Genomic DNA, 26566 nt, shown 5'->3' on the forward strand with positions numbered 1-26566 from the left:
AAAGATACGCCGCCGGCCACGGGGAGCACCCGGCCGACGGCTTCAGCAGGAAGGAGTCGATCATGAGCAGCGTCACTGTAGACCACGTGTCGCCGGGCCACGGCCACGGTCACGATGACCACCACCACGACATGCCTACGGGCTGGCGTCGCTGGCTGTTTGCCACCAATCACAAAGACATCGGGACGATGTATCTCATCTTCTCGTTCGTCATGCTGCTCGAGGGCGGCACGCTCGCCCTCTTGCTGCGCACCGAGCTGTTCCAGCCCGGCCTGCAGTTTTTCCGCCCCGAGCTGTTCAACCAGTTCACCACGATGCACGGCCTGATCATGGTGTTCGGCGCGATCATGCCGGCCTTCGTGGGCTTCGCCAACTGGATGATCCCGCTGCAGATCGGCGCATCCGACATGGCGTTCGCGCGCATGAACAACTTCAGCTTCTGGCTGCTGCCGGTGGCGGGTCTCATGCTGACCGCCTCGTTCTTCGTGCCGGGCGGCGCCACCGCCGCGGGCTGGACGCTGTACGCGCCGCTGTCGGCGCAGATGGGCCCGGGGATGGACCTCGCGATCTTCGCGATGCACATCATGGGCGCTTCGTCGATCATGGGCGCGATCAACGTCATCGTGACCATCCTCAACATGCGCGCGCCCGGCCTCACGCTCATGAAGATGTCGCTGTTCTGCTGGACCTGGCTCATCACGGCCTTCCTGCTGATCGCGGTGATGCCCGTGCTGGCCGCGGCCATCACGATGGTGCTGACCGACCGCCACTTCGGTACCGGCTTCTTCAATGCGGCCGCCGGCGGTGACCCGGTGCTGTACCAGCACGTGTTCTGGTTCTTCGGCCATCCCGAGGTCTACATCATGATCCTGCCGGCGTTCGGGATCGTGTCCGCCATCGTGCCGGCATTCGCGCGCAAGCGCCTGTTCGGCTACGCCTCGATGGTCTACGCGACCGCCTCGATCGCCGTGCTGTCGTTCATCGTGTGGGCCCACCACATGTTCACGACCGGCATGCCCGTGACGGGCCAGCTGTACTTCATGTACGCCACGATGCTGATCTCGATCCCGACCGGCGTGAAGGTGTTCAACTGGGTCGCCACGATGTGGCGCGGCTCCATGACCTTCGAAACGCCGATGCTGTTTTCGATCGGCTTCATCTTCGTGTTCACGATGGGCGGCTTCACCGGCCTGATCCTGTCGGTGGCGCCGATCGACATCCAGGTGCACGACACCTACTACGTGGTGGCGCACTTCCACTACGTGCTGGTGGCCGGCTCGCTGTTCGCGCTGTTCGCGGGCACCTACTACTGGCTGCCCAAATGGACCGGCCGCATGTACAGCGAGCGCCTGGGCAAGCTGCACTTCTGGTCGTCGATGCTGTCGTTCAACCTGACGTTCTTCCCGATGCACTTCATGGGGCTGGCCGGCATGCCGCGCCGCTACGTGGATTACGCGGCGCAGTTCACGACCTTCCACCAGATCGCCACCATCGGCGCGTTCTGGTTCGGCCTGTCGCAGCTGATCTTCCTGTACGCCGTGCTGCGCTGCTATCGCGGCAAGGGCGAACCGGCGCCTGCCAAGCCCTGGGAAGGCGCCGAAGGGCTCGAATGGACCGTGCCGTCGCCGGCGCCGTTCCATACCTTCGAGACGCCGCCCGAGGTCAAGTAACGATGGACAAGACGGTCATGACACCCGAGCAACGCCGCCGTAATCGCATCGCGGGCCTGATCCTGCTGCTGTTCGTGCTGGCGGTGTTCGGCTGGACCTTCCTGCGTGGCGCGTCATTGCTCACCAACATGATGGGCAACTGACATGAGCGACGACCTGCACCAGCTGTCTCGGCGCAAGCTGAGTTTTCTGCAGACGGTGCGGGCCGTGCTCTGGGCTTTTTTTGGCGTGCGCAAGGGCAAGGGTTACCAGGAAGACATCGCGCGGCTCAACCCGGTGCACCTGATCATCGCCGGCCTGCTGGGCGCCGCGATGTTCGTGATCGTGCTGGTGCTCATCGTGCGCTTTGCCGTGGCCAGCCTGTCCTGATCAAACGTATTCCCCAACGATCCTCCAATCATCGGCATCAGGGAGAACATCATGAGTGCAAGTCACTCGGCAACACACAAAGAGGCACCGTACTACTACGTCCCGGCGATGTCCGGCCATCCGGTGCGCATGGCGCTGGCGCTGCTGGCCACCGGCGTGGGCGCGGCCGGCTGGGTCAACGGCGTGCCCTACGCCAAGTGGCTGGTGCTGGCGGGCCTGCTGGCGGGCGTGGTGGTGCTGTATTACTGGTTCGGCGACGCGATCGCCGAATCCGAGAGCGGCCTCAACAGCAAACGCATCGACGCGTCGTACCGCTGGGGCATGAGCTGGTTCATCTTCTCGGAGGTGATGTTTTTTGCCGGCTTCTTCGGTGCCCTCTGGTATGTGCGCACCATCACCACGCCGTGGCTGGGCGACATCGATCACCGGCTGATGCTCTGGCCCGACTTCCAGGCGCAGTGGCCCAATTTCGGGCCCGCCGGCGTGGTCGAGGCCTTCCAGACGGTGGGGCCGTTCTGGTTGCCCACCATCAACACGGCGCTGCTGCTGACCTCGGGCGTCACGCTCACGATTTCGCACCATGCGCTGCGCGAAGACCATCGCGGCAAAGCCATTTTCTGGCTCGCCGCCACGGTGATCCTGGGCTTTCTGTTCGTGGGCTGTCAGGCGTATGAATACATTCACGCCTATCGCGACCTGAACCTGAAGTTCAACTCGGGCGCCTACGGCTCGCTGTTCTACATGCTCACGGGCTTTCACGGCTTCCATGTGATCATGGGGGCCACGATGCTGACGGTGATTCTGGTGCGGCTGCTGCGCGGGCATTTCCGCCCCGACCATCACTTCGGGTTCGAGGGTGCCGCCTGGTACTGGCACTTTGTCGACGTGGTGTGGCTGGGCCTGTACCTGTTTATTTACTGGTTCTAGCAAGGCCGGCGCCGGCCTGCCGGCCCGCCTGGCGGGTCAGCGCAGGCCGGTGCTTTCGATCCAGCCCAGGTGATGGGCCAGCAGCACGAACAGAAACAGCGCCACCGACAGGCCGATGCGTACGGTCAGTGCGTTGACCGTACGATTGGTCGAACCCTTGTCGCGCATGAGGTAGATCAACGCCGAGCCCAGGCTGACGAGGATCCCGATGAAAGCGACCACCACGATGATGCGCATACCGGCCTCCGGTTAAAACGAAATTATTGCAGACATGGCTTTTCCGCACTCGCGACGCAAGACGATTTTGGCGTTGTTGTTGCTTGCCGTCGTCATCGCCGTCACGGTGTCGATGGGCCGCTGGCAACTGCGCCGCGCCGACGAGCGCCGGGCGGTGGCCGCCGCGATCGAAGCGGGCCGGCAACAGGCGCCGCTGAGGCTGTCCGCCGGTCAGGGTGCGGCCGCCTATATGCCGTGGCGGGCGGCCGAAGCGCGCGGCGCCTGGCGGCCCGAGCTCAGCGTCTGGCTCGAGAATCGCAATCATCAGGGCCGGCCGGGATATTGGCTGGCCACCCCGCTCGTGTTCGACGATGGCCGTAACGCCGTGCTGGTGCTGCGCGGCTGGGTCGCGCGCCAGCCCGGCTCGCAGCAGGCGCCGGCCGTGCCCGCCGAGGCCGGGCCGGTCACGGTGCAGGGCGAGCTGGCCGAGCGCGTGCCGCGCCTCTTCGAGTTGTGGTCGTTCGGTGGCGCGGGCGCCGCGCGCCTGCCGGCACGCCTGGGCGACGGCCCGGCGCCGGTGCTGCAGAACCTTGATCTGAAGGCCTATGCGCAGTCGACCGGGCTGGCGCTCTTGCCCACCGTGCTGATGCAGACGGCCGCGAGCACTTCGCCCGCCGATGGCCTCGTGCGCGACTGGCCCGGGCCGTCTGTCGACTACAGCCAGAATCAGGGCTACGCGCTGCAGTGGTTCAGCTTCGCCGCCATCGCCGCGCTGGCGTGGCTGGTGGTGGCGGGCCGGGCCTGGAAGCGGGCGCGGCAGCGCGCCAATGCGCAGCCGTAGACGTGGGCGCCCAGCGGGCGCCCGTTGCTGTTTCATCGATCAGGGCGCCCCGCGCCGCCACGCCAGACCCTCAACGACAGATCGCCTTCCATGACTGCTTCCACCATGCCGACTGCCCAACCCAAACGCTCGCTCACGCCGCTGGTCCTGGTGTTTCTGTGCGCGCTGGCGCCGATCGTGGCTGCCTTCGTCGTCTACTTCAATCCGCAGTGGTGGCCGCAGGACCAGAAGAACTACGGCACCCTGGTGACGCCGCAGCGGCCGGTGCCCGAGGCCAGCGCGCTCGGACTCACCACGCTCGACGGCAAGCCCTTCGATCTGCGCAGCCTCGACGGCAAGTGGATACTGCTCTCGGTCGACCTGGGCGCGTGCCCGGAATCGTGTGCGCGTAAACTCTTCATCGCGCGCAATTCCCACGCGGCCCAAGGCAAGAACGTCGACCGGCTGGCGCGGGTGTGGATCATCACCGACGACGCGCCGGTACCCGAAAAGGTGCTGAACGCCTACCAAGGCACGGTGATGGTGCGGGCTCGTCCCGACGCGCTGCGGTCCTTCTTGCTGGGCCCGCAGGCCGCGACCGACGACGCGTCCGCGCTGCTGGGCCCGATCTGGGTGGTTGACCCGCTGGGCAACCTGATGCTGCAGTTCCCGGACAACGCCGATGGCGTGTCGGTGCGCAAGGACATCAGCCGGCTTTTGTATAACTCGCGTATTGGCTGATTCATGGATCGCATCAAAGAGCGCTATCGCAAGCTCGTCTTCTTCACCTGGTTTCTCACGCTGGACCTCATCATGTTCGGCGCCTTCGTGCGCCTGACCGACTCGGGCCTGGGCTGTCCCGACTGGCCCGGCTGCTATGGCAGCGTGACGCCGCTGGGCGCGCGCGCCGACATCCACGAAGCGGCCCAGGCCATGCCGTTCGGGCCGGTGACCCTGTCGAAGGCCTGGATCGAGATGATCCACCGCTATGTCGGCGCCTTCCTGGGCATGCTGATCATCGCGATCGTTTACATGGCGTGGCGCCACCGCCGCGTGCTCGGCCGCACGCCCACGCTGGCGACGGTGTCGCTGGTGGCCGTGTGCATCCAGGGCGCCTTCGGTGCCTGGACCGTCACGCACAAGCTGATGCCCGCGGTGGTGACCGCCCACCTGGTGCTGGGGCTGTCGCTGCTGGCCTTGCTGACCTGGCTCGCCGCGCGCGAGCGCCCGCACATCGCCCTGCCGGCCCAGGCGGCGCGCTTCATGGTGCCGCTCGCCTTTGGCCTGGGCTTGTTGGCCGTCCAGGTGACGCTGGGCGGATGGGTGAGCACCAATTACGCCGCGCTGGCCTGCATGGATTTCCCGACCTGCCACGGCGCCTGGGTGCCCGAGATGGACTTCCACGGCGGGTTCTCGGTGATCCGGGGCCTGGGCGAGCTGCCCTCCGGCGAAATGATCTCGCAGCATGCGCTCACGGCGATCCACTGGGTCCACCGCAATTTCGCCTTTGTCGTGCTGGCGTATCTGGGCGTGCTGGCCTGGAAAATGCAGCGTCTGGCGGGCGTGCGGGGTCCGGCGCGGCTGATCCTGGTCCTGCTGGCTGCGCAATTATTGACCGGCCTGACGACGATTTTCTTCCAGTGGCCGCTGCTGATCGCGGTGTTGCACAATGGGGGGGCTGCCGGCCTGACGCTGGCCTGCGTGGTGGCCCTGGTGCGGCTGGCAACGGCCGGCGGGCCGCCGGTGCGACAATTTGCCCCGGCAAGTCCTTGACTTGGTTGGTAAAATACTGAGCATCATGTCTTCAATCGCTGCTCCCCAACAGGGTTTGCTGCGTCAATACCTCGTGCTGACCAAGCCGCGGGTGACGCAGCTCGCCGTCTTCTGTGCCGTCATCGGCATGTTCCTCGCGGTTCCCGGTGTCCCCCCGCTCGACAAGGTCGTGTTCGGCACGCTCGGCATCTGGCTCCTGGCCGCCGCCGCGTTCGCCATCAACTGCCTGATCGAGCAGGAGGTCGACGCGCGCATGGCCCGCACGGCCCGCCGCGCCACGGCCCAGGGCACCATTTCGCCCGCGCACGTGCTGGCCCTGTCGGGTCTGCTCGGCGGCGCCGGCATGCTGGTGCTGTATCACCTGGTCAATCCGCTCACGATGTGGCTCACCTTCGCCACGTTCGTCGGTTATGCGGTGATCTATACCGTGATTCTCAAGCCGCGCACGCCGCAGAACATCGTGATCGGCGGCCTGTCGGGCGCGATGCCGCCCGCGCTGGGCTGGGCCGCCGTGGCCAACGCCACGCCCGCCGAAGCCTGGGCGCTGGTGCTGATCATCTTCATCTGGACCCCGCCGCACTTCTGGGCGCTGGCGCTCTACCGCTGCAAAGACTACGAGCAGTCGGGTCTGCCGATGCTGCCCGTCACGCACGGCAGCAAGTACACGCGTCTGCAGATTCTGCTGTACAGCTGTGTCCTGCTGGCGGTCACGATCCTGCCTTACGTGATCCGCATGAGCGGCCTGTTCTATCTGGCCGTGGCCGTCGTGCTGGGCACGATCTTCCTGGCGCATGCCTGGGGCCTTTACCGTCATTACACCGACGAGCGTTCGCGCCGTCTGTTCCGCTTCTCGATCCTGTACCTCGCGCTGCTGTTCGGCGCGCTGCTGGTGGATCACTGGGCCTTGGCGCTGCTGCGCTGAACGCCACTTACCGGAGACCTCGCCTGATGTCCTTGCTTTCCCCTGTCCGTCGCCGGCTGCTGTGCGCCGCGGCCGCCGCCACCGTCGCCTTCACCCTGGCCGCCTGCGGCGAGACCAAGCCGGCGTTCAAGGGTAGCGACATCACGGGCACGCAGCTGGGCAAAGGCCTGGATCTGGTCGACCACAACGGCACGCCGCGCAAGCTGTCCGACTTCTCGGGCAAGGCGCTGGTGGTGTTCTTCGGCTTCACGCAGTGTCCCGACGTGTGCCCGACGGCGCTCGCCGAATTGGCCCAGGTCATGGAAAAGCTCGGCCCCGACGCCGACCGCGTCCAGGTCATGCTGGTGTCGGTCGATCCCGAGCGCGATACGGCGGATATCCTGAAGCAGTATGTAACGACGTTCGATTCGCGCTTTCTGGGCCTGACCGGCACGCCGGAACAGGTGCGCAAGACGGCCGGCTCGTTCAAGGCCTATTACGCCAAGGTGCCGAGCAAGGATGGCAGCACCTACACGATGGACCACTCGGCGGGCTTTTACCTGTTCGATACCAAGGGCGATTCGCGCGTGCTGGCCAACAGCACCATCGGCGTGGACGCCGTGGCCCACGACCTCAAGCTGTTGCTCGACGCCAAATAATCGAGCGGGCGCCGCCGGGGCAATCCCGGCGGGCTCCCCTTGCGGAGCTCAGCGTGCCGCGCCCTGGTGGGCGCTTTCCCAGGATTGGAATGCCGTGCGCGCTGCCTCGGACAGCTCGGCGCGCGCGAACTCGCGTGCATGCGCCATGATCATGGCGGCATAAGGCACCGCCAGCGCGGCGGCCTCGGCGCACAACCGCGCCTCTTCGCCCTGCGAGGGCAGACGGTTGCGCCAGTAGTTGATGGCCTGCTCGAGGGCGGCCAGCGTGATGGGCGTTTCAGCGGAAGTCATAAGACCATTGTCCCAGAATCGGCAGGGCTGTCCAGCCGCGAGGAAGGGGCCCGCGAAAGGCGGCGTGACCGGTTTTGCAAAGGGTCACGAACGCAATACGCCGAAACCGCGACACGCCTGCCGGGGTGCTATACAACGGGCCGTTACCGTTACGCATGGAGCACGCCATGAACACTCCGTCTGCCGGGTCGTCGGGCCCGGGTCCGCGCCGCGGATTGCACCCGCTTTTCGCCGCTGCCGCGGTTGCCGTGATCGTGTTGTGCACGGTGGCGGTCGCCGCCATTCTGGGCTGGCTGCCCACCCCCGGGGCGCAGCAGCGGCCTGGCGACGCGCCGATGAGCGCGGAGCAAGCCGCCAATTCCGGCCCCGAAGCCGCCAATCTCGCGCCGGCCGATCCCGGCGCCGTCCCGGCCGCCCGCGCCCAGAACGGCCTGCCGTCGCACGTCGCCCAGGGGCAAGCCCAGCCCGCGCCGGCGCAGCCGGCCCCGCAGGCACGCCAGCCCGCGTCCTGCCCGAGCTGCGGCACCGTGGCATCGATCCGCACCGTGCAGGTGCCGGTGCGCGACAACAGCAATCACATCGTCGGCACGGTCGCGGGCGGCGTGGTGGGCGGCGTGGTCGGCAACCAGTTCGGCGGCGGACACGGCAAGGACGCGCTGACGGTGCTGGGCGCCGTGGGCGGCGCTTTGGCAGGCCGCGAAGTCGAGCGTAATATTAGGCAGCAACAGACGGTGACGCATTACGAAGCCGTGGTGCGCATGGACGACGGCAGCCAGCGCACTTTCCGTAGTGCGCAGCCGTTCGCCTTCGCCACCGGCGCGCCGGTGCGTGTCGAAAACGATCAATTGCTGCCGCGCTGAGCGCCGCCCCGACGCACCACAGGAGACCGAATGAGCGATTCGAACACCAACCCGTTCGTGATGCCCGGCATGGGGCAGGATTCCGATTTGTCGGGCAATCCGCTGCTCGCCAGCATGGAAATGATGCGTCAGGCCTGGGCCGGCCTCGCCGGGCCCGGCGGGCTGGCGCAATCGCTGCCCATGACGCCGCCGCTCAATGTCGAGGAGCTCGAGCGCCGCATCACCGAGCTGCGCGCGGTCGAAGGCTGGCTGCGCCTGAATCTGCAGATGCTGTCGTCCACGATCCAGGGCATGGAGGTGCAGCGCGCCACCATCGCCACGCTGCGTTCGTTCGTGGGTAGCGTGTCCAGCATGGACACCGGCTCGCCGCGTTCGTCGAGCGACCCCTCGCCGCTGGAAGTGGCGCTGGGCCTGAAGCCCGCGCCGGGCCAGCCGGCGGGCGCTTCGCCGTTCGGTCAGTCGCCCTTCGGCCAGACGCCGCCGCCGGACGCGACGGCCGAACCGCCCGCCGATGCGGATGCGGCCACCGGCGCGTCGGCCGCGGATGCCGGCGCGGAAGCGCTCAACCTCGCTGCCGCGCAGGCCACTCAGGCGTCACAGGCCTGGTGGGGGCTGCTGCAACAGCAGTTCAACCAGATCGCCGCGGCCACCGCCGCCACGCTGCCGCAGATGATGGGCGAGACCGGTGCCGATACGCCGGGGGCGGCCTCCGCCAAGCCCTCCGCGGGCACGGCGCCGGCCGGCAAGCCCGCCGGCAAGTCCGCCGCCAAAACGGGCGCAAAACGCGCCTCCAAGACCGCGGCCAAAACCCCGGTCAAGAAAGCCGCGAAGTCGGCCACCAAGACCACCGAGGCGGCCAAGAAGCCTGATGCCAAGCCCGCCGCGCGCGGCGTGGCCAAGACCTCGATCAAGCCGGCACGCCGCTCCACGTAGGGGCTGCGCCGATTCTTCCGAATCCAGGCGGACACGCCGTGTCCGCCCTTTTAACTTACGTGTTGGTTCTATGCTCAATGTAGTCATCCTCGCCGCTGGACTCGGCAAACGCATGCAGTCCGATCTCCCCAAGGTATTGCACACGCTGGCTGGCCAGCCGATGCTGAGCCACGTGCTCGGCAGCGCACGCCAGCTCGATCCCGCCCGCGTGATCGTGGTGGTGGGCCATGGCGCCGACCGCGTCAAGGCGGCGTACGAAGGCAAGGAAGACCTGGCTTTTGCGCTGCAGCAGCCGCAACACGGCACCGGCCACGCCGTGCAGCAGGCCGTGCCGCAATTGCTCGAGGGCGATGGCGCCGACGACGTCACGCTGGTGCTCTACGGCGACGTGCCGCTGGTGCAGCCCGAGACGCTGCGCAAGCTGCTCGAGGCGCGCGGCCAGGGCGTGGCGGTGCTGACCGAGGTGCTCGAAGACTCCACCGGCTACGGCCGCATCGTGCGCAGCCAGGCCGGCCAGGTGGTCGCCATCGTCGAGCACAAAGACGCCAGCGAGGCGCAGCGCGCCATCAAGGAAGTGAACACCGGCATCCTGTGCGCGCCCACCGCGAAGCTCAAGGACTGGCTCACGCGCATCGACAACAACAACGCCCAGGGCGAGTACTACCTGACCGACATCATCGGTCTGGCCGTCGCCGACCATGTGCCGGTCAACGCCGCGCAGCCCGGCGCCAGCTGGGAAACGCTGGGCGTGAACAGCCGCCTGCAACAGGCCGAACTCGAGCGCCGCTGGCAGCACGAACAGGCGCGTCGCCAGCTCGAGGCCGGTGTCACGCTGGCCGATCCGCACCGTTTCGACGTGCGCGGCAGCCTGACCTGCGGCCGTGACGTGTTCATCGACGTGGGCTGCGTATTCGAAGGCAAGGTGGTGCTCGGCAACGGCGTGCGCGTCGGCCCGCATTGCGTGCTGCGCGACGTCACCATCGACGCCGGCACCCAGATCGAGGCGTTCAGCCACCTGCAGCAGGCCAAGGTCGGCGCCGATGCGCGCATCGGCCCGTACGCGCGCCTGCGCCCGGGCGCCGATCTGGGCCCGCGCACGCACGTGGGCAACTTCGTCGAAGTGAAGAACAGCGTGATCGCCGAAGACAGCAAGGCCAATCATCTGGCCTATATCGGCGACAGCGACATCGGCGCGCGCGTGAACGTCGGCGCGGGCACCATCACGTGCAACTACGACGGCGTGAACAAGCATCGCACCGTCATCGAAGACGACGCTTTCATCGGGTCGGACACCCAGCTGGTCGCGCCGGTGCGCGTCGGCCGGGGTGCCACGCTGGCCGCGGGCACCACGCTCACACGTGACGCGCCGGCCGAGAAACTCACGCTTTCGCGCGCTCGACAGACCACGGTCGACGGCTGGAAACGCCCGGCCAAGAAGTCGTGAGCACGACGGGCGCGCCAGGCGGCGCGCCTGACGGCCTGCCCACGCCGCGGCGCTACTACGCCGCGGCCACCGTGCTGGTCGGCATGAGCCTCTCGGTGCTCGATGCCACCATCGCGAACGTCGCACTGCCCACCATCGCCGCCGACCTCGACGCCCTGCCGTCGCAGGCCGTGTGGGTCATCAACGCCTACAACCTGGCCGTGGTGATGATGCTGCTGCCGATGTCGGCGCTCGCCGAGCGCATCGGCTTTCGCCGCATGTTCACGTTCGGCCTGGTGCTGTTCACCTCGGCGTCGCTGGCCTGCGCGCTGTCGCAGTCGCTCTGGCAGCTCAGCATGGCGCGGGTGTTCCAGGGGGTGGGTGCGGCCACGCTGATGTGCATGTTCGGCGGCCTGGTGCGCAACATCTATCCGCTGCGCCTGTTGGGCCGCGGCATCAGCATCAACGCCACCACGGTGGCCGTGATGTCGGTGCTCGGTCCCACCATCGGCTCCTTCATCCTCACCGTGGCGCCGTGGCGCTGGATCTTCGCGGTCAATCTGCCGTTTTGTATTGCCGCGATGTTCGGGCTGCGGTTCCTGCCCGATGTGCCGCGCAGCAGCTCCCGGCTGGATTGGGTCGCCGCGGTGCTCAGCATGATCACGCTCGGCGTGTTCATCTCCGGCGTGGACATGCTGGGTCAGGATCCCCTGCGCGGGATCGGCCTGATCGCGATTGCCGCGGTGGCCGGCTTCGTACTGGTGCGGCGCGTGCGCGGCCAGCCCGCGCCGCTGGTGCCCGTGGATCTACTGCGCATCCGGCCGGTCGCCTATGCGGTCGCGGCGTCGGCCTGCACCTTCGCCGCGCAGATGGCCTCGTATGTGGCACTGCCCTTCTATTTTCAGCAGGTGCTGGGGCGTCCGCATCTGGAAGTGGGGCTGCTGATGGCGGCCTGGCCGGTGGGCACCGCGCTGGTCGCGCCGTTCGCCGGCCGCATGTCCGATCGCTACTCGGCCGCGGTGCTGAGCGGCGCGGGGGCGGCGGCCATGGTGATCGGGATGCTGTGGGTGACGGTGTTGCCGACCTCGGCGGGCAATGCCTGGATCATGGTGGGCATGTTCATCGCGGGTTGCGGCTTCGGCTTCTTCCAGACGCCGAACAACCGCGCCATGTTGTCGTCCGCGCCGCGCGAACGCAGCGGCGCCTCGGGTGGCCTGCAGGCCACTACCCGGGTGTTCGGCCAGAGCTTCGGCACCGCGCTGGTCGCCATCGCGTTCAGCCTGTCGGCCTCGCACGGGCCGACCGTGGCCCTGGTGCTCGGCACGGTCTGCGCCGTGCTGGCCGTGGCGGTCAACATGGTCAGAATCGCCCGAAAGGTCGGGTCGTCGGCGGCTTGAATCCGCGCCGGTGGCCCCCGCCGGCGCCCGCGCGGCCCTGGTTTTGCACGGCGAATCGGGGCCATGGTTGCCTGCCAAAGGGCCGTTTTTCGGGAATACGGCCTGCTGTCACGAACTGACTTTTATAATCCGCAGCGGTGGCGTATTGCCATCGTTTTGGCTAGGGATCAGGCAACACATGAAAATTACAGTCATCGGCACCGGCTATGTCGGCCTTGTTTCGGGCGCGTGCATGGCCGATATGGGCAACGACGTCATGTGTCTGGACATCGACGCGGCCAAGGTGGCCGGGCTGCGTGCCGGCCAGATTCCCATTTACGAGCCCGGCCTCGAAGACCTCGTGAGCCGCAACGTGGCCGGTGGCCGCCTGCATTTCACCGACGACATCGCCGAGAGCGTGGCGTTCGGCGACATCCAGTTCATCGCCGTCGGCACGCCGCCGGGCGAAGACGGCACGGCCGATCTGCAGTACGTGCTCGCCGCCGCGCGCAATATCGCGCGCCACATGGACGATCGCAAGGTCGTCGTGAACAAGTCGACCGTGCCCGTGGGCACGGCGGATCGCGTGCGCGAGGCCATTGCCGAAGAGCTCGCCGCGCGCGGCCTGGACCTGCCGTTCACCGTCGCCTCGAACCCCGAGTTCCTGAAAGAAGGCGCGGCCATCAACGATTTCATGAGCCCCGACCGCATCGTCGTGGGCGCCGACGACCCATACACGGTGGACGTGATGCGACGGCTGTACGCGCCGTTTCAGCGGACCCACGAGCGTCTGATGGTGATGGACGTGCGCTCCGCCGAGCTCACCAAGTACGCCGCCAACAGCATGCTCGCCACGCGCATCTCGTTCATGAACGAGATGGCCAATCTGGCCGAGAAGCTCGGCGCCGATATCGAACAGGTGCGCCGCGGCATCGGCGCCGATCCGCGCATCGGCTATCAATTCCTGTATCCGGGCGTGGGCTATGGCGGCTCGTGTTTCCCGAAAGACGTGCAGGCGCTGCTGCGTACCGGCGCCGAGCAGGGCGTGCCGATGCGCGTGATCGAAGCCGTGGAGGCCGCCAACGACGCACAGAAGCTGCGCCTGGCCGAGAAGGTGATCGCGCGCTTCGGTGAAGACCTGAGCCAGCGCAGCTTCGCCGTGTGGGGCCTCGCCTTCAAGCCGAATACCGACGACATGCGCGAGGCGCCCAGCCTCTCTTTGATCGCCGCGCTCACGCGCCGTGGCGCTCAGATCCGCGCCTACGATCCCGTGGCCATGCCGCAGGCGATCCGCGTGCTGGCCGATAACCCGAACGTGACCATGGCGCCGGACATGTACGCCGCTCTCGACGGCGCGGACGCCCTGTTGATCGTGACGGAGTGGAAGGTGTTCCGCGCGCCCGACATGTCGCGCGTGCAGAAGCTGCTCACGCGTCCGCTCATCATCGACGGCCGCAATCTGTGGACGCCGGCGGAAGTGCGGGCCCAGGGTTTCGAGTACGAGGCGATCGGCCGCTGATGAAAATCCTACAGCTCAATTTTGAGAAAGGCTGGCGCGGCGGCGAGCGCCAGACGCTGTACTGCATGCGTGCCTTCCGCAAGGCCGGTCATGAGGTCGAGATTCTGTGCCGTGCCGGTGGCCCGCTCGCGCAGCGCGCCACCGACGAAGGCTTCAAGGTGCACGCGGTGCGCAACGTGCCGGGCCAGCTCGCGTTTCTCGCGCGTCATGGCGCGGGCTACGACATCGTGCACAGCCAGACCGCCAACACCAATACCTGGGCCGTGCTCACCCGGCTGTTCCATCGCCGCCCGGTCGTGTTTTCGCGCCGCACCTCGTTCGTGGTCGAACCCAAGGACGAATGGAAGACCGGCTACAAATGGCGCAATGTCGATCTGTTCGTGGCGATCAGCGAGATGGCGGCCAGCGAGCCGCGACGTCTCGGCATCGAACCGGTGATCATCCGCAGTGCGGTCGAGCCGCACGAGATCGATCAGGCCAACGTGGCCGCGCTGGTGCAGGAGTTTGCCCTCACCGGCCGCCGCATGCTTGCCACCTCGGCCGCGCTGCTGCACGACAAAGACCCCGTCACGCTGGTGCGCGCCATCGGCGAACTCGCGCGCACGCGTTCCGACTTCGTGTTCCTGCATTTCGGCGCGGGCGGCAATCGCGAGGCCGAGGCGCGCGCCGAAGTGCAGCGCCTGGGCCTGCAGGACGTGTACCGGTTCGCCGGCTTTCGCAAGGGCGTGGAAGACTTCTACAGCGTGATGGACGTCTTCGTCATGGCCTCGCTGGAAGAGGCGCTCGGGAGCAGCGTCCTGGACGCGTTCCTGCAACGGGTGCCGGTGGTGTCGACCGATGCGGGCGGCCTGAAAGAAAGCCTCGCCGACGGCCGTGGCGTGCTGTGCGCGGTGGGCGATTATCAGGCGATGGCGGCCGGCATGGCGCGCTGCCTGGACGACGCGGCCTTCCGCGCCGACGTGACCGAGCGCGCCTACGCCTACGTGAAGACCGAGCACGACGTGACCGAGATGGGCCGCCGTTATCTGGCCCACTTCGACCGCCTGCTCGCGGCCAAGCCGCGGCGCTGAGCATGATGCTGCCGCCCGCGATCACGCCGGCGGCAGCTCGATCCGCGTCTCGAACTTGGCGCGATGCACCGAGAAGAAGGTGCGCACGTTGCGCACATTGGCATGCGCCGTGAAGGCCCGGTGCGCGAGTGCGTGATAAGCGGGCATGTCGCGCACCTGCACGATCACCACGAAATCCGGGCCGGGCGACACGCGGTAGCACTGCAATACCGCCGGCTCGGCGAGCAGGCTCGCCTCGAATTCGTCGAGCCGCTCGGCCGCCTGCACGTCCAGCGTGATCTCCACGATGGCGGTCAGCGTGCTGCCCAGCGCGGCGGGCGACAGAATCGCCACCTGCTTTTCGATCACCCCCGATTCGATCAGACGGCGCACCCGGCGCAGACAGGTGGGCGGCGAGGCATGCACGCGCTCGGCCAGATCTTGGTTGGTGAGCGAGCTATCCTGTTGCAGTTGTTCCAGAATGCGGCGATCAAGGTCGTCCAGCGGGGCACTGGCGGGCGCGGATTCGGGCGAAATCAGTTCATTTTGCATGATTCGTTCATAAATCAGGCTGTAGAGAAATTATATTTAATCACGTTCTTGTAAGAAATTAATCTTTCAGATGGCGCTAAATATAGAAATCTAATTTCGTGAAGGGGGATGCACAATGCGTCCACTTTCTCTATTTCTCAGGAGCACAGCATATGTGCGGCATCGTAGGCGCCGTCGCCCAGCGCGACATCACCCCGATCTTGGTCGAAGGCCTGAAGCGGCTGGAATACCGCGGCTATGACTCCTGCGGCGTGGCGCTGCACACGGACGGCCATCTGCGCCGCACCCGCAGCACGCAACGCGTGGCCGAGCTGGCCGACCAGGTGGCTGAAGAGTCGCTGTCGGGCTTCACCGGCATTGCCCACACCCGCTGGGCCACGCACGGCGCGCCGGCCACCTACAACGCGCACCCGCACTTCTCCTCGATCGGCAAGGACGAGCCGCGCATCGCGCTGGTCCACAACGGCATCATCGAAAACTACGCCGAGCTGCGCACCGAGCTGCAGCAGGCGGGCTTCGTGTTCGAAAGCCAGACCGACACCGAAGTGATCGCGCACCTGGTCAATCACCTGTACAACGGCGATCTCTTCGACGCCGTGCAACAGGCCGTGCGCCGCCTGCACGGCGCCTACGCCATCGCCGTGTTCTGCCGCGACGAGCCGCACCGCGTGGTCGGTGCGCGCCAGGGTTCGCCGCTGGTCGTGGGCCTGGGCAAGAACGAGAACTTCCTCGCCTCCGACGCGCTGGCCCTGGCCGGCACGACCGACCAGATCGTCTATCTGGAAGACGGCGACGTGGTCGACCTGCAGCTGCAGCGCGTCTGGATCGTCGACGCCGAAGGCAAGCCGGTCGACCGCAAGACCAACACCGTGCACGTGCATACCGGCGCGGCCGAACTCGGCCCCTATCGCCACTTCATGCAGAAAGAGATCTTCGAGCAGCCGCGCGCCGTCGGCGACACGCTGCAGGACATCGACGCCATCACGCCCGAGCTGTTCGGCGATGAAGCGTTCAAGATCTTCAAGGACATCGACCGCATCCTGATCCTGGCCTGCGGCACCAGCTATTACGCCGGCATGACCGCGAAGTACTGGATCGAATCGATGGCGCAGATCCCCGTGGCCGTCGAAATCGCCAGCGAGTATCGCTACCGCGACAGCGTGCCGAATCCCAAGACCCTGGTCATCACGATCTCGCAATCGGGCGAGACCGCCGACACGCTCGCCGCGCTGAAGCACGCGCGTTCGCTCGGCATGAACCACACGCTGACCATCTGCAACGTGGCCACCAGCGCCATGGTGCGCGAGTGCGTGCTGTCGTACATCACGCGTGCAGGCGTCGAGATCGGCGTGGCATCGACCAAGGCATTCACGACGCAGCTCACCGCGCTGTATCTGCTGACGCTGACGCTGGCCCAGACGCGCGGCCTGCTCAGCAACGAGCAGGAAGCCGAGTGCATGAAGGCGCTGCGCCACCTGCCGGCCGCCATCGGCTCCGTGCTCGCGCTCGAGCCGCAGATCATGGCCTGGGCCGATCGCTTCGCCACCAAAGAAAACGCGCTGTTCCTGGGCCGCGGCATGCACTACCCGATCGCCCTCGAAGGCGCGCTCAAGCTCAAGGAAATCAGCTACATCCACGCCGAGGCCTATCCCGCCGGCGAACTCAAGCACGGCCCGCTGGCCCTGGTCACCGACCAGATGCCCGTGGTCACTATCGCGCCCAAGGACGCCCTGCTCGAGAAGCTGAAGTCCAACATGCAGGAAGTGCGTGCGCGCGGCGGCGAGCTGTACGTGTTTGCCGATTCCGACAGCAAGATCAACAACGAAGAAGGCATGCACGTGATCCGCATGCCCGAACACTACGGCATGCTGTCGCCGATCCTGCACACCGTGCCGCTGCAACTGCTGGCCTACCACACGGCGTGCGTGCGCGGCACCGACGTCGACAAACCGCGCAACCTCGCTAAGAGCGTGACGGTGGAGTGATGTGAGGTGATGCGGCGGGAGGTCTGAAAACGAGAAATAAAGTCGGTCGCGCGGAATAAAGTCGGTCGCAGGCTGAACAGCTTCTATTTCCTAGAACGTCCCGTTTTCGTCTTGGATCTGGTCGTCATTATGAAGAAAGGACCGCATTACGCGGTCCTTTTTTATGTGGCTCGTTCTCCGCCGAGCATCACGGCCGCCGTGCTGGGAACCCGCGCTGGGCTTCGGCCGAAACTCGTGTATCGAAGACTCGGTCGAGCGGCAAATGCCGTCTACGTAACGGCTCGATCCCCAAAAAACAACCGAAGCACTGGATAGTAGAAATTTGCGAAAGCTGGATTGAATGCGATTCGATATCGTGTCTTGCAAGGACGGATCGCGACAAAAGATAGAAGTGGCCCATCGAACGAAAATTTGTCGAACACCAATCGGCTGTTCGACAGCCGCCAGAGTACTTGCTGAACTGTTAGGGGGCCCTCAGCAAACATCTCATCAAGCTCACATCCGTACATCTCGCTCAGCTGCGCGTGCGATGCCTCTATGACCTGACCGCATCTGGTCCCGCTTGCTATTCCTGTCAGCGCCATAAGAACAGGCTGATCGGAGTCAACCCGAAGTTCCTCACCGTAATACTGCATTGAGAGTTGGTCGAGGCGGAAGACTGTGCCTGCGAGTTCGCGGCGCGGCCCCTCGTTCACCGTAAACAACGCGCTTTCCGCGAAAGCATCAACCCATGCAACTTCGCCGGCAGGCACAGTTGGGATTGGCCAAGTCTGTTCCCAACGATACGGTACGCGGCCCCAACAGCGCTTGCCATCTAGTCGAGTGCGCCATTTTTCGTCCTCATAACCGCATAGTCGTGCATCCAACGACTCAATCTTTCGTTTCAAGGCGGTGTAGGTAAACCCATACTCTTCGCTTAGATGGTCTAGCCATTGAAGGTACGTGCGTGAAGAGTCGGCGCGAGACGCCAACCGCGCCCGCGTTCGTAGCCCTTCCAAAAATTCAAAGGGGTCTGTAAAGGAGGACATCGTCATTGCTCCATCGCCACGACCCATAGTGGACCCCCCACACCAAATGAGCCGCCTGGGGCGGTGTAGACAATTTTCGAGTATCAGACGGCGGTGAATAGACTTTGCAATGGGGGTCGCAGGCTTCCGCTCAGCCGGAGCTGAGTGTAACCCGGGCTGGGCGTTGCACGAAAACATCACGCAAGCAGGGGGACGCATGCAGCAGGTATTTCGAAGCGAGCCTCCACGCAAACTGACGATACGGCAGTGTGTATCAGATCGCGTTTGGGTTTTAAGGTGTCAGACTGCAATTTCGTTGCAGCCAGAGCACATAGACGCGATTCGCATGCAACGTCATGAGGGGCGGCAATTCATTGGCCTGTTTTCTTGGGGCGGCCACGCGCTGAGCCTGTCGCGACCGCGTAATGCTTCAGATAGCGCGTGAGCCACTCGACGAATAGTTTGGTGCGTCGGCTCACCCGCTTCGATGACGGATACATCACTGAAATGGGTGTGGTCAGGCCACCCCAATGTTCGAGGATGGGAGTCAACGCGCCCGCTTCGATCAACTTGTCGACGACCAGGCGGTGAGTTTGGCCGACGCCCTGGCCGCCGACGAGCATCGCAATCTGCCCGGCGCTATCGTTTGAAAGCATGTCGAAGCGCGTGGCCTGATGCACGATGTTCTTTTGCGATAGCGTCAACGGCCAGATCTCGCTCGTTGCCGATCCAAAATAACCTACGAGCTTGTGCGTGGCGAACAATTCATCGGGGCTCTGCGGCACGCCGAATCGCTCCAGGTAGGCTGGACTGGCGCAGGTGACCAACTGGTCGACAAATAGCGTTTTGGCGACCATCGCGCTGTCTGGCAAAGCGCCTGAACGGATGACGCAGTCCACACCCTCTTCGATGAGATCCACGGGTCGGTCGTTGATGCCCATGGCAACCTGCACGTCTGGACATTCTGCTTTGAAGTATCCCAGAGCGGGAATAAGCACGTGATGCGCGAATGAGGAATAAACGTCGATGCGGACTCGCCCTTGCGCAGCCGAACCCATGATGCGCAGCGCTTCGTCAGCCTCCTCCAGATGCGCCGTCACCTGTTGCGTCCTGCGGTAATACTCCGCGCCCTCGACGGTCAGCGACACTCGCCGAGTCGTTCGTTGCAGCAGCTTGGCGCCGAGGTGGGCCTCCAGCGCAAGCAGCCCTTTGCTCACGGTGGAGCGCGGCAGGCCGAGGTGCGACGAAGCCTGCGTGAAGGAACCCGTCTCCACGATTCTGTGAAAAATTCGGATGCTGAGCAGATGGTCCATGGCGTAAACGACTGGCGGGCGGCGTCGTCAATTGTGCACTGGTGTGCACAGATATTCCACTTTTACAGGCTAATTGGGCGGCGGCCACTTCCTAGAATGACGACAATGCTAGGAGAAATCATGGACCGCGAAGCTCATCACGCAGCGCTGCTTGCAGCACGATATGGCAACCAGCCGAAGCCGCAACACATCCACTGGACCAGTGTTGTGGAGCAGCAGCTGGCGCATAAATCCGTACGTACATTTCTGAATCACCCTCTGCCGGAAGGCACGCTCGATACGATGGTGGCCGCCGCTCAATCGGCGTCCACGTCGAGCGCGCTACATCTCTGGAGCGTGGTTGCCGTGACCGACAAGGCGATGAAGCAGCGCATCTCGGACACGATCGCCGCGACTGTACCGACAGATCGCATTCCATGGATCGAGGAGGCGCCCGCGCTGCTGCTATGGGTGGCGGACGCATCGCGGTCGGCGACGTTGACGCAGGAGCACGGGGAAGATCCGGTCGTGCTGGAGCATCTCGACAGCTTTCTGATGTCGTCGATCGACACGACACTCGCCGCGCAGAACGCCGCCCTCGCCGCAGAGTCGATGGGCCTTGGTATCGTGTTTCTGGGCGTGATGCGCAACGCGGCCAAACAGGTGGCCGAGTTGCTGGGGCTTCCTCCATACACCTTCGTGGCCTTCGGCATGGCCGTGGGGAAGCCGGATCCTGCTCGGGCCTCTGCCGCGCGCCCACGGATGCCGCCGGCGGCGGTGCTGCACCACAACGGCTTTCAGAAAGACCGGTATCGCGCCTACCTCGACGGGTACGAGGCGGCATACCTCAAGTTCCGGCAAGAGCAGAACATGAAGCCGAAAAGCTGGCAAAGCTCCGTTCGCGAGGCAGCCACCAGCATGAGTTACATGGGCGGGCGCGAGCACCTTCGCGAGATGGTGACCGAGCAAGGCTTCAAACTTCGTTAGCGTGCGCGGGGCTTTAAAGTGTCAGACTGCAATTTCGTGGCGGGATCACTGCGTGCAGCGCGCGAACGCTGGTGAGCGTTGGGGCATGCACAGCTACGGAATCAGGAAATCAGAGTCTGACACCATAGATTCCGTCTCACGATTGAGCAAGCGCGGCTAGGCGCGATAGATCGATTATGGACGAACATGACGCCTGTCGTTCAATCCAGATAAATCATGCCAACTCATGTCGGTTCCAAAAGTGCTTATGCAAAGCGCTTCAATGCCGTACTCACGTACATCGAGATGAACCTCGATGGCGACCTGTCTGTGGAAACGTTGAGTCGCGTGGCGAATTTCTCGAAATTCCATTTTCATCGACAGTTTGCAGCCTACGTGGGGACGCCGGTGGCGCGCTACGTGCAATGGATGCGTTTGCGGCGAGCCGCCCATCTCCTGGCAGCGCAGGACCCATGCTCGGTGCTTGACGCGGCGTTCGGTGCGGGATTCGACAGTCCGGAAGCATTCAGCCGCGCATTCAAACGTACGTTCGGCATGGCTCCGACTGTTTTTCGGCGACAGCCAAACTGGCAGATCTGGAGTGCAACGCTTGTCGTCCCCTACCTTTCAAGGAAACTCACCATGCAAGTAAGAATCGTCGATTTCTCGGCAACTCGCGTTGCCGCTCTGGAACACAACGGGGCGCCTGGGCTTGTCAGCGAAAGCGTGAACAGATTCGTCGACTGGCGCACGCGAAGCGGACAATCTCCTGTTGAGTCGAGCAGAACGTTCGGCATTCCGCACAACAATCCGGACACGACTCCTGCGGACGAATTCCGCTTCGATATATGCGGGGAAATCCACGAACCCATCATGCCGAACGCCCATGGAGTTCGCGAGTCCGTCATTTCTGGTGGTCGATGCGCAGTAATCCGGCATGTCGGCTCGACCGATCACATTGGCGAGACTATCTATCCAATCTACCGGGATTGGCTCCCCGCCAGCGGCGAGGAACTTCGGGACCATCCACTATTCTTTCACTACTTGAGCGTCTTTCCGGAAACGCCACAGGATCAGTGGCAGACGGACGTCTACATTCCCCTCAAGTGACGGGTTTTAAGGTGTCTGACACCATAGATAGGAAATCAGAGTCTGGCACCATAGATTAGAGGCACTTTACGGAGAAAGTATTGAAAATTGGCGTCCTTCTTGCGGTCAGTCTGGTTCTCGAGATGATGCTGTTTTCTGAGGCGGGTGCCGCAGAGAACGCAGCAAAGGCGGCATGGCGCGACAAACGCGACGCGTTCGAGCTTTGCCAGGCGCAGAACCGGGTTGCGGCTGAGTATTTCGCTGATGCGCAGGCGAGAGATAGACAAGTTCGCCCTCCCGTTCCTACGCCTCCGTGTGTTGACCCCGGGGCGTTCAACCAGGAGGGTGCGCCGAATCCGTTGGAGGGGGGAGGGGCGCATTCCCCTCCAGAAACCGCTGAGACTCCGCCCAATAACGCCTCGCCCCAAGCAGAGCCTCAGAGGGAGCAGCAGCCTGAGGCCAAGAGCTGAAGAGGTAGCAAGGGCTTAAGGCGTCAGATTGCAATTTCGCTTTGCTTTGGCGTCAGCCGAGTCTCGCAGCCACGGAAGAACTACTCCCCCGTCTTTCCATTCTTTCGATGCGAGCGAAACAGCAGGTGGGTCGCCGCTAGGTGGAAGCGCACCGCGATCTCCGCGCATGCGGGATCGCGCGCGCGTATCGCGGCGATGATCTGGCGATGGTGTTCCACGCTGCGCAGGGTTTTAAGGTGTCAGACTGCAATTTCGTGGCGGGATCACCGCGTGCAGCGCGCGAGCGCTGGTGAGCGTTGGAGCATGCACAGCCACGAAATCAGGAAATCAGAGTCTGACGCCATACATTAGTGGCGAGATCGCTGGCTGGCGGGAGCACTGCGTTCATGCAAATGCGCCGGCGAGCATGGCAGCATGCTCCTGAAAACGCGAAATAGAGTCGGTCGCGAAATAAATGTGCCTATGCTGATGGCCGCGCGCCACTGACGCCGGGCCGGCCGGATCAGAAGGGGGCCCTATCCGCCCCGGCACCGCCAAGCCCAGCAGACCGCCCCGATCGGCGCAAAGATCGCCAACCACGACACCCCGTCCCACACCCCATCGCCCAGCAGCGCCGACACCAGCCCCACCACCGAGGCCACGCCTAGCCAGAATGGCAGGCGGAACACATCGCCCGCCGATTGCAGGTTCTCGGTCCGCGCGCTGCGCACATCAACGTTCTTGCTCATTGCGCTGCCCCTTGCCGATCACCCTGCCGCAGCGCGCCGGCGGTCTCTGCGGCATCCTGGGCCAACGATTTCGAGGCCGTGGCCGCCTTGGGCTTGCGCAGCCATAGATAAAGCCCGCTACCCAGCACCACGATCGCAAAGAGATCCAGCACCGCCCAGAGAATCTTGAGCGGCAGGCCGCCGTAATCCCCAAAATGCAGCGGTTGCGAAAGGAACAGGGTCTTTACGTACCAAGGCATCTCTCGCGTGTCGGTCAGCTCGCCGTTAGTGGCGTCCACCAGCGCGGGCTTGAGCAGACGCGAGGTCACGGGCGTGTTGCCCCTCATGAAGAACGTGTAGTGATGCGGGCTGGAAAACATCGTCCCCGGAAACGCGACGAGGCGAACCGCCATGTCCGGCACCGCATCGCGTGCCGTGCGGATGGAGGCTTCCAGATGCGCGGGTTGCGTGACGGGCGGCAGGCCGCGGAACGGCGCGGTCATTTCCGCCATCTGGTCCATCTGCCAGAGGCTCAGCACGACGCGGTTCAGCGTATTGATGCTGCCCGTGATGCCAACGACCAGCAGCCACACCACGGTGACGATGCCCAGCAGGTTATGCCAGTCCAGCCATTTGACGCGGGTGCTGCGCTGAGTGCGCAGCGCGCCGAATTTCAGGCGGCGCATGAAGGGGTAATACAGCACCACACCGGACACGATGGCGACCGCCATCAAGAGGCCCATCGCGCCCAGGAACAGCATCCCAGGCAGGCCGGCGAACATGTCGGTGTGCAGCTTGAGCATGACGTACATGAAGCCTTCGTCGGTGGCCGGTTCGTCCAGGACCTTGGCCGTGCGCGAGTCGATGACGACGGCATTGTTTTCCTCGGGCGGCGCGTCGACGGCGCTGGCCATGGAGACATACGTGATGTCGGGATGCTCGTCCTGATCCCAGAACATGTAGCGAATGACTTCGCCCGGGCGGCGCTCCAGCGCGGTCTGGGCGATCCGGTCCATGCTGGCGTTGGGCGTGCCAGCGGGCATGGGCGGCGCTTCGACCACGCCCGACAGGTGCTCGATCTCTTCGTGGAAGATGAGGGGCAGCCCGGTCAGGCACAGCAGCAGCATGAAGACCGTGCAGACCAGACTGCTCCATTTGTGTACCCAGGACCAGGCTTGCGTGGACATCCCGACTTCCTTAGAACGCGATGCTGGTCGAGAAGGTGTAGGTGCGCGGCGATCCTACGAACAGGTAGCCTGCCGTGGCGGTGCCCCAGTAGTTCCGGTTGAACAGGTTCTCGACGTTGAAGCGGAAGGTGACGGGGGTGCCGCTGATCTTGGTCTCGTAGCGGGCGCCGGCGTCAACGCGGGTCCAGCTTGGCACCGACAACGTGTTGTCCGCGTTGGCATACGTCCTGTCGGTGTAGATGACGCGGCCCAACACCGTCAGACCCGGGAGGAATGGGGTGTCCCACTCGGCGCCCAGGTTGAATTGCCAGTCGGGCACGCCGACGGCCTTGTTGCCCTGTAGGCCGGGGGTGGTGGCCTTGTTGATGACGGCGTCGATGTAGCTGATGCCGCCCAACAGGCGCACGCCCTTGGTGACTTCACCGGCAAAGCTGGCTTCGACGCCGCGGTTGCGCTGTTCGCCGAATTCGCCAAAGGTGTTACCCGAAATGCCGGAGCTGGGGCGTGTCAGCTCAAAGAGCGCGACAGTGGCCAGCATGTCGTCGTTCAGGTTGTACTTGACGCCGAGTTCCTTCTGCTTGGACTTGAACGGCGACAGGGTCTCGCCCGGGTTGGTGATGGCCGCGGTGGTGGGCGCGGTGTCGCCTTGCGACAGGCCTTCGACGTAGCTGGCGTAGACCGACAGGTCCGGCCGCACCTTGAAGACGACGCCGGCCAGCGGCGTGGTCGCGCTTTTGTCGTAGCGCGCGCCGCTCGGCTCGCCGTTGGTGAAGTCGTAATTCTGGCCCTGCACGTTCTGGCGGCGCGCGCCCAGCGTCAGTTGCAGGCGGTCGTCCATGAAGCCCAGGGTGTCGGCCAGCGCGTAACTGGTCAGCTTGGTGCTTTGGTAGCGGTTCAGCGGATTGTTGCTGCCGGAGATCGACGGCGTATCGAAGACGGTGCCCGCGTAGATGTTGGAACTGCCCGACGGAAAGTTCCTGTCAAAGCCCAGCTCGGAGTCCTGGTCCAGCAGCGTGTAGCCGAAGGCGACCTTGTGGCTCACGGGACCCGTCTTGAAATTGCTGCGCAGGCCAGCCTCGGTGGACTTGCTGTCCACCGTCATCCGTTGCCATCCGCCAAAGAAATCGTAATCGCCTTGCGAATTCTGCAGCACGGGGTTGGCGGCAAAGGCGTCCCAATCCAGCTTGCGCTGGCCGTAGCCCGCGTAGGCAGTCAGGTAGTCGGTGATGTCGTATTCGATCTTGAAGACGCCGGCGGTGTTGCGGCCGTCGCTCCAACCGAGACCGGGATACGGGTTCTTGTTGGCGGGCGCCTCGGGAATCGAGGTCAGGTCCGCGCCAAGCTGGAACTGGCGCACGACGTTGTCGATGCGTTCCTTCTGCCAGATCAGGTCCAGGGACGTGCGCAGTTTCTGACTACGATAGTCCAGCGCGACCGAGCCCAGCGCTTCGCGCGTGGACTGGTCCTTGATTGGCGTGTCGCCGTCGCGCAGCATGCCGTTCACGCGGATGCCGAAGGCGTTATCGGGGCCGAAGCGGCGGCCGACGTCCGCATGCACGCCAAAGACGGAGTCGGACATGACCGAGCCCGTGAGCCGGGTGATGGGCTCATCGGTGGCGCGCTTGGGCACCAGGTTGACGACGCCCCCCACGCTGCCGCCCGGCGTCATGCCGAAGAGCGCCGCCGACGGTCCCTTGATGATCTCCACGCGTTCCAGGGTCTCGACCGGTGCGCGCCAATAGGGCGTCAGGCCGAACATGCCATTTAAAGCAAAGTCCGCGGTCGGCACATTGAAGCCGCGGATGGTGAGGTCTTCGTTGATGTTGGAACGGGCACTGCTCATGCGCACCGACGGATCCATGGTGGCCACGTCGGCGACCGACCGGGCCTGCTCGTTCTCGATCTTCTTGGCGGTATAGCTGGTGACGCTGAACGGGGTGTCCATGACGGACGTGTTGCCCAGGATGCCCATGCGGGCCCCGCCGCCGATCAGACCGCCGGCGATGGGCGCGGGCGCCTCGCCCAGGGCGACAGGCGCGCTGGTCACCGTGACGGTGGGCAGGACGCTGATCGCGGCCGGCGCCTGCGTCTGTGCCGATACCGAGGCGGCATAGAGCGCGGCACTGCCCGCCAACGCCTGTTTCACCGCCCGGGCGACGCCCTTCTGCCTGCCTTGACGGCCATTCGATGCCTTACCCACAGCCCCACCCCACGTGTTCTATTATTTAAAACACGCATAATAATCATTCTTATTCTCTGTTCCTAGCGGAGGTTTGTTCGGATGTGGCGTACGTACATCGGTTACGAGGGCTGTGCCGATGACGGTCGAACGAATCGCTATGGTTCGGGAAGCGTGGCCCCCCTTACACATCCGGGCTGCTGTTACGTAGACCAGTCCGGCAGCCGCCCGCTTTTTGCGCACGCCGCATATATCCAGCCCCAGTTCGCCAGCGGCCAGCCGCTTGCGCTGATCCGGTTCGTTGCGCCGGTGAGCATGGCAGCATGCTCCCGACGAAATCAGAGTC

The 26566-nt window shown here is 64.7% G+C and carries 27 protein-coding genes; 18 read left to right on the forward strand and 9 right to left on the reverse strand.

Annotated features, from left to right (window positions below; all coding sequences use genetic code 11):
- Positions 1 to 62: 62 nt before the first annotated feature.
- Genes ctaD through CAL25_RS01895 form a run of 4 tightly spaced genes read left to right on the forward strand, consistent with a single transcriptional unit; the run spans position 63 to position 2966 of the window.
- Positions 63 to 1670, forward strand: a complete 1608-nt coding sequence (ctaD, locus tag CAL25_RS01885; protein ID WP_094798243.1) for a cytochrome c oxidase subunit I — start codon at positions 63 to 65, stop codon at positions 1668 to 1670.
- Between the two features lie 17 nt (positions 1671 to 1687).
- Positions 1688 to 1813, forward strand: a complete 126-nt coding sequence (locus CAL25_RS24160) for a cytochrome oxidase small assembly protein (protein WP_212590865.1) — start codon at positions 1688 to 1690, stop codon at positions 1811 to 1813.
- A 1-nt stretch (position 1814) separates the two neighbouring features.
- Complete coding sequence (locus CAL25_RS01890; protein WP_094798244.1) at positions 1815 to 2039, forward strand: DUF2970 domain-containing protein; 225 nt, start codon at positions 1815 to 1817, stop codon at positions 2037 to 2039.
- A gap of 51 nt (positions 2040 to 2090) precedes the next feature.
- On the forward strand, positions 2091 to 2966 hold the full coding sequence (locus CAL25_RS01895) for a cytochrome c oxidase subunit 3 (RefSeq protein ID WP_094798245.1): 876 nt from the start codon (positions 2091 to 2093) through the stop codon (positions 2964 to 2966).
- 36 nt (positions 2967 to 3002) lie between these two features.
- Here CAL25_RS01895 and CAL25_RS01900 read toward each other — a convergent pair whose 3' ends face one another.
- Positions 3003 to 3203 (reverse strand): twin transmembrane helix small protein, encoded by a 201-nt coding sequence (locus CAL25_RS01900; protein WP_094798246.1) that lies wholly within the window; start codon positions 3201 to 3203, stop codon positions 3003 to 3005.
- A gap of 34 nt (positions 3204 to 3237) precedes the next feature.
- Between CAL25_RS01900 and CAL25_RS01905 the strand changes: the two genes are divergently transcribed.
- The 5 genes from CAL25_RS01905 to CAL25_RS01925 all read left to right on the forward strand — a co-directional run bounded on the left by CAL25_RS01905 (position 3238) and on the right by CAL25_RS01925 (position 7335).
- Positions 3238 to 4023, forward strand: a complete 786-nt coding sequence (locus CAL25_RS01905) for an SURF1 family protein (protein WP_094798247.1) — start codon at positions 3238 to 3240, stop codon at positions 4021 to 4023.
- Between the two features lie 90 nt (positions 4024 to 4113).
- Positions 4114 to 4743, forward strand: a complete 630-nt coding sequence (locus tag CAL25_RS01910; protein ID WP_094798248.1) for an SCO family protein — start codon at positions 4114 to 4116, stop codon at positions 4741 to 4743.
- A 3-nt stretch (positions 4744 to 4746) separates the two neighbouring features.
- Positions 4747 to 5775, forward strand: a complete 1029-nt coding sequence (locus tag CAL25_RS01915) for a COX15/CtaA family protein (RefSeq protein WP_094798249.1) — start codon at positions 4747 to 4749, stop codon at positions 5773 to 5775.
- A 25-nt stretch (positions 5776 to 5800) separates the two neighbouring features.
- Positions 5801 to 6697, forward strand: coding sequence for a heme o synthase (cyoE, locus tag CAL25_RS01920; RefSeq protein ID WP_094798250.1), 897 nt, complete (start codon positions 5801 to 5803; stop codon positions 6695 to 6697).
- A gap of 26 nt (positions 6698 to 6723) precedes the next feature.
- Positions 6724 to 7335, forward strand: a complete 612-nt coding sequence (locus tag CAL25_RS01925) for an SCO family protein (protein ID WP_094798251.1) — start codon at positions 6724 to 6726, stop codon at positions 7333 to 7335.
- 48 nt (positions 7336 to 7383) lie between these two features.
- Here the strand turns inward: CAL25_RS01925 and CAL25_RS01930 are convergent, their stop codons facing one another.
- Entirely contained in the window at positions 7384 to 7626 is a 243-nt protein-coding gene (locus CAL25_RS01930) for a DUF3717 domain-containing protein (RefSeq protein WP_094798252.1), read from the reverse strand.
- A gap of 167 nt (positions 7627 to 7793) precedes the next feature.
- Here CAL25_RS01930 and CAL25_RS01935 point away from each other — a divergent pair, with 167 nt between their 5' ends.
- The 6 genes from CAL25_RS01935 to CAL25_RS01960 all read left to right on the forward strand — a co-directional run bounded on the left by CAL25_RS01935 (position 7794) and on the right by CAL25_RS01960 (position 14807).
- Positions 7794 to 8486, forward strand: a complete 693-nt coding sequence (locus CAL25_RS01935; protein ID WP_094798253.1) for a glycine zipper 2TM domain-containing protein — start codon at positions 7794 to 7796, stop codon at positions 8484 to 8486.
- Positions 8487 to 8516: 30 nt separating this feature from the next.
- On the forward strand, positions 8517 to 9419 hold the full coding sequence (locus CAL25_RS01940) for a PhaM family polyhydroxyalkanoate granule multifunctional regulatory protein (RefSeq protein ID WP_249278911.1): 903 nt from the start codon (positions 8517 to 8519) through the stop codon (positions 9417 to 9419).
- 70 nt (positions 9420 to 9489) lie between these two features.
- Positions 9490 to 10863 carry a bifunctional UDP-N-acetylglucosamine diphosphorylase/glucosamine-1-phosphate N-acetyltransferase GlmU gene (glmU, locus tag CAL25_RS01945; protein WP_094798254.1) on the forward strand — a complete coding sequence of 458 codons (1374 nt, stop codon included), beginning with the start codon at positions 9490 to 9492 and terminating at the stop codon, positions 10861 to 10863.
- Positions 10860 to 12239 (forward strand): MFS transporter, encoded by a 1380-nt coding sequence (locus CAL25_RS01950; RefSeq protein ID WP_249278912.1) that lies wholly within the window; start codon positions 10860 to 10862, stop codon positions 12237 to 12239. Before glmU ends, CAL25_RS01950 begins: the two co-directional genes overlap by 4 nt.
- 178 nt (positions 12240 to 12417) lie before the next feature.
- Positions 12418 to 13737 carry a UDP-glucose dehydrogenase family protein gene (locus CAL25_RS01955; RefSeq protein ID WP_094798255.1) on the forward strand — a complete coding sequence of 440 codons (1320 nt, stop codon included), beginning with the start codon at positions 12418 to 12420 and terminating at the stop codon, positions 13735 to 13737.
- Positions 13737 to 14807: a glycosyltransferase family 4 protein gene (locus tag CAL25_RS01960; protein WP_094798256.1), complete on the forward strand. Its 1071-nt coding sequence runs from the start codon at positions 13737 to 13739 to the stop codon at positions 14805 to 14807. Before CAL25_RS01955 ends, CAL25_RS01960 begins: the two co-directional genes overlap by 1 nt.
- Before the next feature lie 21 nt (positions 14808 to 14828).
- Here the strand turns inward: CAL25_RS01960 and CAL25_RS01965 are convergent, their stop codons facing one another.
- A complete protein-coding gene (locus CAL25_RS01965; RefSeq protein WP_094798257.1) occupies positions 14829 to 15338 on the reverse strand; it encodes an Lrp/AsnC family transcriptional regulator in 510 nt (169 codons plus the stop codon).
- A 152-nt stretch (positions 15339 to 15490) separates the two neighbouring features.
- Here CAL25_RS01965 and glmS point away from each other — a divergent pair, with 152 nt between their 5' ends.
- Positions 15491 to 17323 carry a glutamine--fructose-6-phosphate transaminase (isomerizing) gene (gene glmS, locus CAL25_RS01970; protein ID WP_094798258.1) on the forward strand — a complete coding sequence of 611 codons (1833 nt, stop codon included), beginning with the start codon at positions 15491 to 15493 and terminating at the stop codon, positions 17321 to 17323.
- A gap of 1378 nt (positions 17324 to 18701) precedes the next feature.
- On the opposite strand, the gene CAL25_RS01975 is transcribed toward glmS, so the two are convergent.
- Positions 18702 to 19643: a LysR family transcriptional regulator gene (locus CAL25_RS01975; protein ID WP_094798259.1), complete on the reverse strand. Its 942-nt coding sequence runs from the start codon at positions 19641 to 19643 to the stop codon at positions 18702 to 18704.
- 120 nt (positions 19644 to 19763) lie between these two features.
- Here CAL25_RS01975 and CAL25_RS01980 point away from each other — a divergent pair, with 120 nt between their 5' ends.
- Positions 19764 to 20609: a nitroreductase family protein gene (locus CAL25_RS01980; protein ID WP_094798260.1), complete on the forward strand. Its 846-nt coding sequence runs from the start codon at positions 19764 to 19766 to the stop codon at positions 20607 to 20609.
- A 216-nt stretch (positions 20610 to 20825) separates the two neighbouring features.
- Positions 20826 to 21698 (forward strand): AraC family transcriptional regulator, encoded by an 873-nt coding sequence (locus CAL25_RS01985; protein WP_094798261.1) that lies wholly within the window; start codon positions 20826 to 20828, stop codon positions 21696 to 21698.
- Positions 21699 to 21733: 35 nt separating this feature from the next.
- On the opposite strand, the gene CAL25_RS23955 is transcribed toward CAL25_RS01985, so the two are convergent.
- The 5 genes from CAL25_RS23955 to CAL25_RS02005 all read right to left on the reverse strand — a co-directional run bounded on the left by CAL25_RS23955 (position 21734) and on the right by CAL25_RS02005 (position 26187).
- Complete coding sequence (locus CAL25_RS23955; RefSeq protein ID WP_141217873.1) at positions 21734 to 21964, reverse strand: hypothetical protein; 231 nt, start codon at positions 21962 to 21964, stop codon at positions 21734 to 21736.
- Positions 21965 to 22227: 263 nt separating this feature from the next.
- Positions 22228 to 22365, reverse strand: coding sequence for a hypothetical protein (locus CAL25_RS01990; RefSeq protein WP_249278913.1), 138 nt, complete (start codon positions 22363 to 22365; stop codon positions 22228 to 22230).
- 297 nt (positions 22366 to 22662) lie between these two features.
- The gene (locus tag CAL25_RS01995; RefSeq protein ID WP_094798262.1) at positions 22663 to 22875 is read right to left on the reverse strand and encodes a hypothetical protein; all 213 of its coding nucleotides are present in this window, start codon (positions 22873 to 22875) and stop codon (positions 22663 to 22665) included.
- Positions 22872 to 24041, reverse strand: a complete 1170-nt coding sequence (locus CAL25_RS02000) for a PepSY-associated TM helix domain-containing protein (protein WP_094798263.1) — start codon at positions 24039 to 24041, stop codon at positions 22872 to 22874. Before CAL25_RS02000 ends, CAL25_RS01995 begins: the two co-directional genes overlap by 4 nt.
- A 10-nt stretch (positions 24042 to 24051) precedes the next feature.
- Positions 24052 to 26187, reverse strand: coding sequence for a TonB-dependent receptor (locus tag CAL25_RS02005; RefSeq protein ID WP_249278914.1), 2136 nt, complete (start codon positions 26185 to 26187; stop codon positions 24052 to 24054).
- Positions 26188 to 26566: the final 379 nt, after the last annotated feature.

Origin of the sequence: Bordetella genomosp. 5, assembly GCF_002261315.1 — a bacterium.
In the GTDB taxonomy this organism is placed as follows: Bacteria; Pseudomonadota; Gammaproteobacteria; order Burkholderiales; family Burkholderiaceae_B; genus Bordetella.